Source organism: Cronobacter sp. HA18006 (genome assembly GCF_011605445.1).
Lineage (GTDB): Bacteria > Pseudomonadota > Gammaproteobacteria > Enterobacterales > Enterobacteriaceae > Cronobacter > Cronobacter sakazakii.
In genome coordinates this window covers 13,595-25,732 of the sequence record NZ_JAANQB010000021.1, presented here as the reverse complement: position 1 = coordinate 25,732, position 12,138 = coordinate 13,595, and the positions used below count along the sequence as shown (strand labels likewise).

Below are 12,138 nucleotides of genomic sequence, written 5' to 3'. Positions count from 1 at the left end.
ACGCCCCCTTAAGATGCAGCGCGCGTTATTCTACGTGAAAACAAGTTAAACGGCAGGTCAAACCGAGTATCTTTGCGAATATTTTTTCACATTAGTATCGAGAGGTTGCGAGGCGGCAAAAAAATCGCCCTGACCTCCCGTTACGCCACGCTCGACCAGCGTCTGCCATTCACTTTTGGTTCTGACGCCGGCGGCAAAAACCCGCGTCTGCGTTCCGTTGCACGCCTCCACCAGACTCTGTACAAAAAGCTGGTTTTCGGTGCGCTTGTTGATATCCCGCACCAGCCCCGGATGCAGCTTGATGATTTCCACATCCAGCGCTTTTATCCAGGCCGTGCCGACCACCGTTAATCCCGCCTGGACCACCGCGATGCGAAGCCCAAGCGCCCTGATTAAACGCACAACCGGTTGTAAACGGCTGAGATGTTGACAAACATCTGCCTCGGCAAGTTCAAAAAGAATGCGTTTTCGATGCGATTTTTCGCACTGCATCAATGTGTCGCGCAGCCAGCGCTGGAACGGCGGACGGATCAGCGACTCGACCGTGACCGGCAGCGCCAGCGTTTCGTCCGGCCAGAAGCGCAGGAAAGGCAGAACGCGGGTAATCAGCTGGCGATCATACTGTTCTGCCAGACCAAACTGCTGCACCATCGGCATATACTCTGCCGCCAGCACCTCTTCTTCACCGTCAAAAATACGGCACATTAATTCGCGATGATGCACATAGCCGTCGCGCAATACGGCCGGTTTTTGATAAAAACGCGGGCCGCCGCGCTGCAGTGCGTTTTCAATTAAAGTGCGCCAGCGCACGTTACCGCGCCCTTTGTCCGGCAGCGTACTGTCATAGACCGCCCAGCCGTTGCCGCCCTGCAATACCGCGTTGCGGGCCGCCACTTCGGCGTGTTCCATCACCTGTTCTGTCGTCTGTCCGCTACGCCAGGCGCAGATGCCAATATGCAGCATATCGCTGCTGTCCAGCATCCGGGTCGGCGGCAGCGCCCCCACCGCTTTCAGTAACTGGCTGGCGATGCTGTCGGCTTCTTTAAGCGTGCGATGCGGCAACAGTACGGCAAAATCGCTGCGGAAATACCGCGCCAGCAGCGCGCCGGGGTAGCGCATAATAAAAGTAGAAAGCATGTTGATAAGCGTGAAGAGATACTCTTCAACGGCGGTTTTTCCCCAGCTATCACGCAGCATGTCGAAATCTGGCAGGCGGATCATCATCACCACGCCGTGCGTCACGGCGTTATCCTGCTCTTCCAGCAGGGTCGCCAGTTGATTATCAAAGAAGATGCGGTTGCTCAGCCCGGTTTTGGCATCCTGGGCTGCGAAGGCACGGATCAGCGTATCCATGCGGCTGCGCTGTTCTCCGGCACGCTGTAATTCGGTCAGCAAGACATCCAGCGCGCTGCTGGCGTGGGTGGGCCATTCATGAATATTACCGCGCGCATTCGCGCCACGTTCGCCATTGAGGATGCGCACCGCGCGGCCTTCCAGCAGTTCCTGGCCTGCAAGCTGGCGTTTGATCCAGCGTACGGAGATATAAATGATGATGACCATCAGGGCAAAAGCCAGCGTCAGCGGCGCGGTAGTTAACAGAGAACGATAATAGTTGGCCAGCGGATCCTGCCAGGTTAAACGCAGCGTCATGCCGGGGTGTTTGATCAAAGGAACAGAAAGCTGGCGGGCACGGGTCTGAAAGGGCGATTCCCGATAGCTTTCGGGTCTCGTATGGCTGAACACAATTTTATCGCCCAGCGCGAACTCGATTCGCACGATATCCAGCGGCACCATAATTTCATCAAGCCGGGACTGCATCATCTGCGGAGACTGGGAAACCAGTTCGTTATCCACAATGGAAGCCACCGACGCGACGCGCTGCGTCACTTTATGCTGAATGGCGTTAAAAAAGCTGAGTGAGCAGCCAAGCAGCGTCACCAGCATCGCCATACCGACCAGCAGCGTGACAAAGGCGGAGAATTTCGTCGTTAAGCGCATCCTTGTGTTAACTCCGTGGTTGGGTGTCACGCGGGGGAACCGCCTTTCGGTTCTTCACGCTAATGGACAGGTTGAAAGTGAGTGCTAACTTTGAATATCGAACCGCGCATACTACCAGAAATGGTGGCGCGGCTATGCAGTTTTCTTGCGGCAAATCGGCATAACGTTTCAATATGCGAGTATAGTCCTCAGGAATGATTTTCCCACTTAAGTCGTTTTTAAGGAGCGTTAACATGAAGGCGTTACTTCTCGAACAGCAGGATGGCAAAACGCTGGCCTGCGTGAAACCAGTAGAAGAAGCGATGCTGCCGCAGGCAGAAGTGACGGTCGATATCGACTGGTCAAGCCTTAACTATAAAGACGCCCTGGCGATTACCGGCAAAGGCAAAATCATTCGTGAATTTCCGATGGTGCCGGGTATCGATTTCGCGGGCGTCGTGCGCGACAGCGCGGACGCGCGCTTTACGCCAGGCCAGCAGGTGCTGCTGACCGGCTGGGGCGTGGGCGAAAACCACTGGGGCGGCCTTGCCGAAACGGCGCGAGTAAAAGCCGACTGGCTGGTGCCGCTGCCGCAGGGGCTGGATGGCCGTCAGGCGATGATTATCGGCACAGCGGGCTTTACCGCGATGCTGTGCGTGATGGCGCTGGAAGACGCGGGTGTGCAACCGGAAAGCGGCGAGGTGCTTGTCACCGGCGCAAGCGGCGGCGTAGGCAGTACGGCGGTGGCGCTGTTGCATAACCTCGGGTATCAGGTTGTGGCGGTTTCCGGGCGTGAAAGCACACATGATTACCTGAAAAGCCTCGGCGCCAGCCGGATTGTGGGCCGTGACGAATTCACAGAAAGCCGCCCGCTGGAGAAACAGCTGTGGGCAGGCGCGGTAGACACCGTCGGCGATAAAGTTCTGGCGAAAGTGCTGGCGCAGACGAATTACGGCGGCTGTGTGGCAGCCTGTGGTCTGGCGGGCGGTTTTGCGCTGCCCACCACGGTGATGCCTTTTATCCTGCGCAATGTGCGCCTCCAGGGCGTGGATTCCGTAATGACGCCTGCGCCGCGCCGTCTTGAAGCATGGCAGCGCCTGGTGCGCGATCTACCGGCCTCGTTTTATCAGCAGAGCGCGACCGAAATCACGCTCGATCAGGCGGCTGAATTCGCTGAAGCCATTATCAGCAACCGCGCGCAGGGCCGGACGCTGGTAAAAATTCGCTAAGCTAAAATTTATTTACAGATAATTAACCTCTTCACTCGCAGGCTGACTTGAGCCCTGTCATGATTAAGCGGTAGCGTTACGTATCGTTTTTGCGGAGCCGGTCATGAAAAAAGTCAGCCGTTTAACCGAAGCCGATGTCACCGCCGAGTCGGCTTTCTTTATGCAGCGCCGTCAGGTGCTGAAAGCCCTGGGTATCACTACCGCAGCGCTCTCGCTGCCCACCGCCGCACACGCGGATGTGCTCTCCTGGTTTAAAGGAAACGACCGGCCTAAAGCGCCCGCCGGTGCGCCGCTTGATTTCACGCGCCCTGCGCAATACCAGGCGAAGCTTGACCTGACACCGGAAGATAAAGTCACCGGCTATAACAACTTCTACGAATTTGGGCTGGATAAAGCCGACCCGGCCGCGAACGCTGGCAGTCTGAAAACCAACCCGTGGACGCTGAAAATCGGCGGAGAAGTGGCGAAACCGCTGACGCTGGATCACGACGACCTCACTAAAAAGTTTCCGCTGGAAGAGCGCATCTACCGGATGCGCTGCGTCGAAGCCTGGTCGATGGTGGTGCCGTGGATAGGTTTCCCGCTGCATAAACTCCTCGCGCTGGTGGAGCCCACCAGCAATGCGAAATATGTCGCGTTCAAAACGCTCTACGCGCCCGATATTATGCCGGGCCAGAAAGACCGCTTCATCGGCGGCGGGCTGGAGTATCCGTACGTCGAGGCGCTGCGCCTTGATGAGGCGATGCACCCGCTCACGATGCTGACGACCGGCGTCTACGGTAAAGCCCTGCCGCCGCAAAACGGCGCGCCGGTGCGTCTCACCGTACCGTGGAAATATGGCTTTAAAGGCATTAAATCGATCGTCAGCATTACGTTGACCCGCGAGCGCCCGCCAACGACGTGGAATATGGCGGCACCGGATGAATATGGTTTTTACGCCAACGTGAATCCGCATGTCGATCATCCGCGCTGGTCGCAAGCCAGCGAGCGCGTGATAGGCTCAGGCGGCGTGCTCGATGTGAAGCGCCAGCCGACGCTACTTTTTAACGGCTACGCCGATGAGGTGGCGTCGCTCTATAAAGGCCTCGATCTGCGGGAGAACTTCTGAGTGCGTTTAACGGCAAAACAGATTACCTGGCTGAAAGTGGCGCTGCATCTCGCCGCATTTTTACCGCTGGTGTGGCTTTTTTATGCCGCAAGCCAGGGCTTGTTCAGCGCCGATCCGGCGAAAGATATTCAGCATTTTACCGGCAGAATGGCGCTAAAACTGTTGCTCGCCACGCTTCTGGTGACGCCGTTGACGCGCCTTCTTAAGCAGCCGCTGCTTATCCGCACCCGGCGTCTGCTGGGCTTATGGTGTTTTGCGTGGGCGACGCTGCACCTGGTGAGCTATTCGCTGCTGGAGCTAGGGCTTAGCAATCTGTCGCTGCTTGGCAGCGAACTGGTTTCGCGCCCTTACCTGACGCTGGGTGTTGTCAGCTGGCTTATTCTGCTGGCGCTGGCGCTCACTTCTTTCCAGGCGGCGCAGCGAAAACTGGGTCGCCGGTGGCAAACATTGCATAACTTCATCTATCTGGTTGCGATCCTCGCCCCGATTCACTACCTGTGGTCAGTGAAGATTCTGTCGCCGCAACCTGTCCTTTACGCACTGGGCGCGCTCGTTCTGCTGGCATGGCGCTATAAAAAGCTGCGCCAATGGTGGCGAACGTGACGCGTTTATGTGCGTTTTCCCGCACTTCTGTTATTACCCGATAACGTTTTCCTGAGGGTGGTTGATAATCTTCCCTGATAAGACCAGTATTTAGCTGCCAAATGCTACGAAATCGTTATAATGTGCGACTTTGGTTTTTCACCCACGGCTTTTTACACGCCGACGGGTGACAACCAGACGATGAAGGTATATTTTGACATTTACCGGAAGATGGCAGGAGATAGCGCCAGGATGACCGAGAAATTTCACATTTTGCTTTTAAACGGCCCGAACCTTAACATGCTGGGCACGCGTGAGCCGGAGAAGTACGGTACACAGACGCTTGAACAAATTGTTAACGAGCTCGCCGCTGTTGCAAAGCAGTTGAATGTCTCGTTCGATCACCTGCAATCCAACGCTGAATATGCGCTTATTGACCGAATTCATCAGGCTAAAGACAAGATTGACTATATCCTGATCAATCCGGCCGCGTTTACGCATACCAGCGTGGCGCTGCGCGACGCGCTGCTGTCGGTGAATATCCCGTTTATCGAGATCCACCTGAGCAATGTGCACGCCCGAGAGCCTTTCCGGCATCATTCATACCTTTCGGATATTGCCGCCGGCGTCATCTGCGGATTAGGTGCCGATGGCTATACCTATGCGTTACAGACGGCGGTCAAACGCCTGTCACAATCACACTAAACAAGAGTACGGAACCCACTCATGGATATTCGTAAGATTAAAAAACTGATCGAGCTGGTTGAAGAATCAGGCATCGCTGAACTGGAAATTTCTGAAGGCGAAGAGTCTGTACGTATCAGCCGCTCCCCGGCCAATACAGGCTTCCCGGTGATGCAGCAGGCGTATGCCGCGCCGATGATGCAGCAGCAGCCGCAAGCCCTGTCCAACGCTGTTGCTCCTGCCGCCGCTCCGGCAGCAGAAGCGCCGGCTGCCGCAGAAGTCAGTGGTCACATCGTACGTTCCCCGATGGTTGGTACCTTCTATCGTACCCCGAGCCCGGATGCGAAAGCGTTTGTGGAAGTAGGCCAGAAAGTCAACGTAGGCGACACCCTGTGCATCGTTGAAGCGATGAAAATGATGAACCAGATCGAATCCGACAAAGCAGGCGTCGTGAAAGCGATCCTGGTGGAAAGCGGTCAGCCAGTAGAATTTGACGAGCCGCTGGTTGTCATCGAATAACGAGGCGAACATGCTGGATAAAATTGTCATCGCTAACCGCGGCGAAATCGCACTGCGTATTCTTCGTGCCTGTAAAGAACTGGGCATCAAGACTGTCGCTGTGCATTCCACCGCGGATCGCGACCTGAAACACGTACTGCTGGCAGACGAGACCGTGTGTATCGGTCCGGCGCCGTCAGTCAAAAGTTACCTGAACATCCCGGCCATCATCGCTGCCGCTGAAATTACCGGCGCCGTGGCGATTCACCCGGGCTATGGCTTCCTCTCTGAGAACGCCAACTTTGCCGAGCAGGTTGAGCAGTCCGGCTTTATCTTCATTGGCCCGAAAGCCGACACGATTCGCCTGATGGGCGACAAAGTGTCTGCGATTACTGCCATGAAGAAAGCGGGCGTACCGACCGTACCGGGCTCCGACGGCCCGCTGGGCGATGATATGGATAAGAACCGCGCCCATGCGAAACGCATCGGCTACCCGGTCATTATCAAAGCGTCTGGCGGCGGCGGCGGTCGCGGTATGCGCGTTGTGCGCAGCGATGCTGAACTGGCGCAGTCTATCTCCATGACCAAAGCGGAAGCAAAAGCCGCTTTCAACAACGATATGGTCTACATGGAGAAGTACCTGGAAAACCCACGTCACATCGAAATTCAGGTGCTGGCGGACGGTCAGGGCAACGCTATCTATCTGGCGGAACGCGACTGCTCCATGCAGCGTCGTCACCAGAAAGTCGTCGAAGAAGCGCCGGCACCGGGCATTACCCCGGAACTGCGCCGCTACATCGGCGAGCGCTGCGCGAAAGCGTGTGTCGATATCGGCTACCGCGGCGCGGGTACGTTCGAGTTCCTGTTTGAAAACGGCGAGTTCTACTTCATTGAGATGAATACCCGTATTCAGGTAGAGCATCCGGTGACCGAGATGATCACAGGCGTTGACCTGATCAAAGAGCAGCTGCGTATCGCTGCCGGTCAGCCGCTCTCTATCAAACAGGAAGAAGTGGTAGTTAAAGGCCATGCGGTCGAGTGCCGTATCAACGCCGAAGACCCGAACACGTTCCTGCCAAGCCCGGGTAAAATCACGCGCTTCCATGCGCCGGGCGGCTTTGGCGTTCGTTGGGAATCGCATATCTACGCCGGTTATACCGTACCGCCGTATTACGATTCCATGATCGGCAAGCTCATCTGCTATGGCGAAAACCGCGACGTGGCGCTGGCCCGTATGCGTAACGCCCTGCAGGAGCTGATCATCGACGGCATCAAAACCAACGTTGATCTGCAAACCCGCATCATGAACGATGAAAACTTCCAGCACGGTGGCACAAACATCCACTATCTGGAGAAGAAACTGGGCCTGCAAGAGAAATAAGCCCCGTTTCCCTGCACAAGGCCAGCTCTGCTGGCCTTTATTTTTTGTGCCTCCCCGAAAGTGCCAGGGTACAATCGCCGCTTTCTTCACTGACAGGGTATGACAATGGACAAACGCTTTGTTCAGGCCCACAAAGAAGCGCGCTGGGCGCTGTGGCTGACCCTCCTCTATCTCGCCGCCTGGTTGGTGGCCGCTTACTTACCTGATTCGCAACAGGGCTTCACCGGCCTGCCGCACTGGTTTGAGATGGCCTGCCTGCTGGTGCCGCTGCTGTTTATTCTGCTTTGCTGGCTCATGGTGCGCGTGATTTTCCGCGATATTCCTCTGGAGGATAACGATGCAGCATGACGTCATAGTGCCGCTTGTCGCCTATTTGCTGGTGGTATTTGGCCTGTCGCTGTATGCGATGAAGCGCCGCAGCAGCGGCAATTTCCTGAACGAATATTTCCTCGGTAGCCGTTCGATGGGCGGTGTGGTGCTGGCGATGACGCTGACCGCGACCTATATCAGCGCCAGCTCGTTTATCGGCGGGCCGGGTGCGGCTTATAAATATGGGCTCGGCTGGGTGCTGCTGGCCATGATCCAGTTGCCCGCCGTCTGGCTGTCGCTCGGCATTCTCGGTAAAAAATTCGCTATCCTCGCGCGGCGCTATAACGCCGTGACGCTCAACGATATGCTCTACGCGCGGTTTCAGAGCCGCCTGCTGGTGTGGCTGGCGAGCCTGAGTCTGCTGGTCGCTTTCATTGGTGCTATGACGGTGCAGTTCATCGGCGGCGCACGTCTGCTGGAAACGGCGGCGGGGATCCCTTACGAAACCGGCCTGCTGATTTTCGGCATCAGTATTGCGCTCTACACCGCGTTCGGCGGCTTTCGCGCCAGTGTCCTCAATGACACGCTTCAGGGGCTGGTGATGCTTATCGGCACTATCGTCCTGCTGGTGGGCGTAGTCCATGCGGCGGGCGGCCTGCACGACGCGGTCGATAAACTTCAGCATATCGATCCGAAGCTGGTATCGCCGCAGGGCGCGGACGATATTCTGTCGCCAACGTTTATGACTTCATTCTGGGTGCTGGTCTGCTTTGGGGTGATTGGCCTGCCGCACACGGCGGTGCGCTGTATCTCGTATAAAGACAGCAAAGCAGTGCATCGCGGCATTATTCTCGGCACGATTGTCGTGGCGATACTGATGCTGGGGATGCATCTCGCCGGCGCGCTGGGCCGCGCGGTGCTGCCTGACCTGCACGTTCCGGATCTGGTTATCCCAACACTCATGGTGACCGTGCTGCCGCCCTTCGCCGCCGGGATCTTCCTCGCCGCGCCGATGGCCGCGATCATGTCGACGATCAACGCGCAGCTGTTGCAGTCCTCCGCGACGATCGTCAAAGATCTGTGGCTGAACCTGCGTCCGGCGGAGATCCACAACGAGAAACGCCTCAAGCGGATGTCGTCGCTGATTACGATAATCCTGAGCGTCCTGCTGTTGCTGGCCGCCTGGCGTCCGCCTGAAATGATTATCTGGCTCAATCTGCTGGCCTTTGGCGGTCTGGAAGCCGTGTTCCTCTGGCCGCTGGTGCTGGGCCTCTACTGGGAGCGTGCCAATGCGGCAGGCGCGCTTTCGGCCATGATTGTCGGCGGCGTGCTTTACGCACTGCTCGCCACGTTTAAAATACAGCTGTTCGGCTTTCATCCGATTGTGCCGTCCCTGCTGCTAAGTCTGCTGGCTTTTGTGGTGGGCAACCTTTTTGGTCGCCCGGTTCCGCAGGCCGCGCCTGTTTCCTCTGTTAATGAATGAGTAATGCCATGCCCTGGATCCAACTGAAAATAAACACCACTGGCGCTAATGCCGAAGAGATTAGCGATGCGCTGATGGAAAGCGGCGCGGTCTCCGTGACCTTCCAGGACACCCACGACACGCCGGTGTTCGAGCCGCTGCCGGGTGAAACGCGCCTGTGGGGCGATACGGACGTGATCGGCCTTTTTGACGCGGAAACGGACATGCAGGACGTGGTCGCCATGCTGGAAAACGCCCCGCTTCTCGGTGCGGGCTTCGCCCATAAAATCGAGCAGCTGGAAGATAAAGACTGGGAGCGCGAGTGGATGGACAATTTCCACCCGATGCGCTTCGGCGAGCGTCTGTGGATCTGCCCGAGCTGGCGCGACGTGCCGGATGAAAACGCTGTAAACGTGATGCTCGATCCGGGCCTGGCGTTTGGCACCGGCACACACCCCACCACTTCCCTCTGCCTGCAATGGCTCGACGGGCTGGATCTGGCTGGTAAAACCGTTATCGATTTCGGCTGCGGCTCCGGCATTCTGGCTATCGCCGCGCTGAAGCTTGGCGCGGCGAAAGCGATCGGTGTGGATATCGATCCACAGGCGATTCAGGCGAGCCGCGATAACGCCGAGCGCAACGGCGTCTCGGAGCGTCTGGAACTGTATCTGCCGGAAAACCAGCCTGCCGATATGCGGGCCGACGTCGTGGTCGCCAACATTCTCGCAGGCCCGCTGCGCGAACTGGCACCGCTGATTAGTGTGCTGCCGGTACAGGGCGGCTTACTCGGGCTTTCCGGTATCCTGGCAAGCCAGGCACAGAGCGTATGCGAGGCCTATGAGCCGCTGTTTACGCTCGATCCGGTCGTGGAAAAAGAAGAGTGGTGCCGTATTACCGGCGTGAAGCGCTAAGGTTGCCACGCCTTCTGAAAGCGTGATGAGCTGAAAAGCGCGGCCTGTCCGCGCTTTTTTATTTCTCTCACGGTCTGACATGCTGATAGTTTATCGGCACGCAGTGTTGTTCACAGGGAGCCGCGCGCCGTCAAACGGGTAATGATTCACCACATCAATATGCAATGGAGAGCATTACTTCAACCCACACAGGAAGCAGAATAATTCACTACGGGTGAAAACCTTCACATCCCTTTTCCCCAGCGCCGATGCCCTTCACAGAACGATTCACCATGCCAACAACGAGACACGGATCGCATTTTATCGCCTGATTTGCGCAATTTATCGCCGTTTATCCCGCTTGCGCGCCTGCCGTTTCGTTAAAAAAAGCACGATTTCAGGGATTTTTTTTGCGCACGTTTTTTCGGCGATTCTTCTTAACTTTATGATTGTTAAGTTTAATTTATTAGGGGAATCGGTACAGATGCCGATTCATTGATCTGTCGCATCGGATTGTTCAAAGTTTGGCCTTTCATCTCGTGCAAAAAATGCGTAATATACGCCGCCTTGCAGGCACAGTATGGTCATTTCTTCACTCATGCGTATCGGACACTACCAGCTCAGAAATCGCCTGATCGCAGCCCCGATGGCTGGCATTACAGACAGACCGTTTCGGACGCTGTGCTACGAGATGGGAGCAGGATTAACCGTTTCTGAGATGATGTCCTCTAACCCGGAAGTCTGGGCGAGCGATAAATCCCGGTTGCGGATGGTACATGTGGATGAACCGGGTATTCGCACCGTGCAAATCGCCGGCAGCGTACCCGAAGAGATGGCGGAAGCCGCACGTATTAATGTGGATAACGGCGCCCAGATTATTGATATCAATATGGGTTGCCCGGCTAAGAAAGTGAATCGCAAGCTGGCTGGTTCAGCCCTTCTGCAATACCCCGATCTGGTGAAGTCTATCCTGACCGCGGTAGTCAACGCAGTGGACGTTCCCGTTACGCTGAAAATTCGCACCGGCTGGGATCCGGCTAACCGTAACTGTGTAGAAATTGCCCAATTGGCTGAAGAATGTGGTATTCAGGCGCTGACGATTCATGGCCGCACGCGCGCCTGCTTGTTTCAGGGCAACGCAGAATACGACAGCATTCGGACAGTTAAGCAGAAGGTTTCCATTCCGGTTATTGCGAATGGCGACATTACTTCCCCGCATAAAGCCAGGGCTGTGCTCGACTATACAGGGGCTGATGCTCTGATGATAGGTCGCGCGGCTCAGGGAAGACCCTGGATCTTCCGGGAAATCCAGCACTATCTGGACACTGGGGAGTTGCTGCCCCCTCTGCCTCTGGCAGAGGTTAAGCGTTTGCTTTGCGCGCACGTTCGGGAATTGCATGACTTTTACGGCCAGGCAAAGGGGTACCGAATCGCGCGTAAACATGTGGCCTGGTATCTCCAGGAACATGCTCCAGATGACCAGTTTCGGCGCACATTCAACGCCATAGAGGATGCCAGCGAACAGCTGGAGGCGTTGGAGGCATACTTCGAAAATTTTGCGTAAACAGAAATAAAGAGCTGACAGAACTATGTTCGAACAACGCGTAAATTCTGACGTACTGACCGTTTCTACCGTTAACTCTCAGGATCAGGTGACTCAAAAGCCCCTGCGTGACTCGGTAAAACAGGCACTGAAGAACTATTTTGCTCAACTGAATGGTCAGGATGTGAATGACCTGTATGAGCTGGTACTGGCTGAAGTAGAACAGCCCCTGTTGGACATGGTGATGCAATACACCCGCGGCAACCAGACCCGCGCTGCGCTGATGATGGGTATCAACCGCGGTACGCTGCGTAAGAAACTGAAAAAATACGGCATGAACTAAGTTCGCTTAGTTAAGCTGATTAAAAAGGCGCGAACCGGCATGGGGAAGCGCCTTTTTTGTTTTCCACTCTCCCGCCGCCGCTCTCCCGCCTGGCCTGACAAATACCCGCTCCGCGCTACACTAATGACAGTA

13 protein-coding genes are annotated in these 12,138 nt (G+C 56.2%); 12 read left to right on the top strand and 1 reads right to left on the bottom strand.

Annotated elements, in window-relative coordinates; genetic code table 11:
* Positions 1-57: 57 nt before the first annotated feature.
* Positions 58-1,998: an RNase E specificity factor CsrD gene (csrD, locus tag G9X48_RS12275; protein WP_032989002.1), complete on the bottom strand. Its 1,941-nt coding sequence runs from the start codon at positions 1,996-1,998 to the stop codon at positions 58-60.
* Between the two features lie 233 nt (positions 1,999-2,231).
* Between csrD and G9X48_RS12270 the strand changes: the two genes are divergently transcribed.
* The 12 genes from G9X48_RS12270 to fis all read left to right on the top strand — a co-directional run bounded on the left by G9X48_RS12270 (position 2,232) and on the right by fis (position 12,006).
* Positions 2,232-3,206 (top strand): MDR family oxidoreductase, encoded by a 975-nt coding sequence (locus G9X48_RS12270; protein ID WP_097640654.1) that lies wholly within the window; start codon positions 2,232-2,234, stop codon positions 3,204-3,206.
* 103 nt (positions 3,207-3,309) lie between these two features.
* Complete coding sequence (gene msrP, locus G9X48_RS12265) at positions 3,310-4,314, top strand: protein-methionine-sulfoxide reductase catalytic subunit MsrP (protein WP_012125991.1); 1,005 nt, start codon at positions 3,310-3,312, stop codon at positions 4,312-4,314.
* A complete protein-coding gene (gene msrQ, locus G9X48_RS12260) occupies positions 4,315-4,917 on the top strand; it encodes a protein-methionine-sulfoxide reductase heme-binding subunit MsrQ (protein WP_166499954.1) in 603 nt (200 codons plus the stop codon). It begins immediately after the preceding gene.
* Positions 4,918-5,148: 231 nt separating this feature from the next.
* A complete protein-coding gene (aroQ, locus tag G9X48_RS12255) occupies positions 5,149-5,601 on the top strand; it encodes a type II 3-dehydroquinate dehydratase (RefSeq protein WP_004387840.1) in 453 nt (150 codons plus the stop codon).
* Between the two features lie 21 nt (positions 5,602-5,622).
* Positions 5,623-6,099 carry an acetyl-CoA carboxylase biotin carboxyl carrier protein gene (gene accB / locus G9X48_RS12250; protein ID WP_004387841.1) on the top strand — a complete coding sequence of 159 codons (477 nt, stop codon included), beginning with the start codon at positions 5,623-5,625 and terminating at the stop codon, positions 6,097-6,099.
* A 10-nt stretch (positions 6,100-6,109) separates the two neighbouring features.
* Positions 6,110-7,459 (top strand): acetyl-CoA carboxylase biotin carboxylase subunit, encoded by a 1,350-nt coding sequence (gene accC / locus G9X48_RS12245; protein ID WP_007704799.1) that lies wholly within the window; start codon positions 6,110-6,112, stop codon positions 7,457-7,459.
* A gap of 105 nt (positions 7,460-7,564) precedes the next feature.
* Entirely contained in the window at positions 7,565-7,807 is a 243-nt protein-coding gene (locus G9X48_RS12240) for a YhdT family protein (RefSeq protein ID WP_004387843.1), read from the top strand.
* Positions 7,797-9,251: a sodium/pantothenate symporter gene (gene panF, locus G9X48_RS12235; protein WP_032989006.1), complete on the top strand. Its 1,455-nt coding sequence runs from the start codon at positions 7,797-7,799 to the stop codon at positions 9,249-9,251. The genes G9X48_RS12240 and panF overlap by 11 nt, the downstream gene beginning before the upstream one ends.
* Positions 9,252-9,259: 8 nt before the next feature.
* Positions 9,260-10,141 (top strand): 50S ribosomal protein L11 methyltransferase, encoded by an 882-nt coding sequence (gene prmA, locus G9X48_RS12230; RefSeq protein WP_041460620.1) that lies wholly within the window; start codon positions 9,260-9,262, stop codon positions 10,139-10,141.
* Between the two features lie 214 nt (positions 10,142-10,355).
* Positions 10,356-10,619 (top strand): hypothetical protein, encoded by a 264-nt coding sequence (locus G9X48_RS12225; RefSeq protein ID WP_014729781.1) that lies wholly within the window; start codon positions 10,356-10,358, stop codon positions 10,617-10,619.
* Between the two features lie 99 nt (positions 10,620-10,718).
* Positions 10,719-11,684 (top strand): tRNA dihydrouridine synthase DusB, encoded by a 966-nt coding sequence (gene dusB / locus G9X48_RS12220; RefSeq protein WP_004387847.1) that lies wholly within the window; start codon positions 10,719-10,721, stop codon positions 11,682-11,684.
* A 25-nt stretch (positions 11,685-11,709) separates the two neighbouring features.
* The gene (gene fis / locus G9X48_RS12215) at positions 11,710-12,006 is read left to right on the top strand and encodes a DNA-binding transcriptional regulator Fis (RefSeq protein ID WP_000462905.1); all 297 of its coding nucleotides are present in this window, start codon (positions 11,710-11,712) and stop codon (positions 12,004-12,006) included.
* The last annotated feature ends 132 nt before the right edge of the window (positions 12,007-12,138 follow it).

Bases quoted from the DNA above. Each gene is read 5' to 3' on its own strand.
- csrD (WP_032989002.1), bottom strand. From the start codon at position 1,998: ATGCGCTTAACGACGAAATTCTCCGCCTTTGTCACGCTGCTGGTCGGT.
- G9X48_RS12270 (WP_097640654.1), top strand. From the start codon at position 2,232: ATGAAGGCGTTACTTCTCGAACAGCAGGATGGCAAAACGCTGGCCTGC.
- msrP (WP_012125991.1), top strand. From the start codon at position 3,310: ATGAAAAAAGTCAGCCGTTTAACCGAAGCCGATGTCACCGCCGAGTCG.
- aroQ (WP_004387840.1), top strand. From the start codon at position 5,149: ATGACCGAGAAATTTCACATTTTGCTTTTAAACGGCCCGAACCTTAAC.
- accB (WP_004387841.1), top strand. From the start codon at position 5,623: ATGGATATTCGTAAGATTAAAAAACTGATCGAGCTGGTTGAAGAATCA.
- accC (WP_007704799.1), top strand. From the start codon at position 6,110: ATGCTGGATAAAATTGTCATCGCTAACCGCGGCGAAATCGCACTGCGT.
- G9X48_RS12240 (WP_004387843.1), top strand. From the start codon at position 7,565: ATGGACAAACGCTTTGTTCAGGCCCACAAAGAAGCGCGCTGGGCGCTG.
- panF (WP_032989006.1), top strand. From the start codon at position 7,797: ATGCAGCATGACGTCATAGTGCCGCTTGTCGCCTATTTGCTGGTGGTA.
- prmA (WP_041460620.1), top strand. From the start codon at position 9,260: ATGCCCTGGATCCAACTGAAAATAAACACCACTGGCGCTAATGCCGAA.
- dusB (WP_004387847.1), top strand. From the start codon at position 10,719: ATGCGTATCGGACACTACCAGCTCAGAAATCGCCTGATCGCAGCCCCG.
- fis (WP_000462905.1), top strand. From the start codon at position 11,710: ATGTTCGAACAACGCGTAAATTCTGACGTACTGACCGTTTCTACCGTT.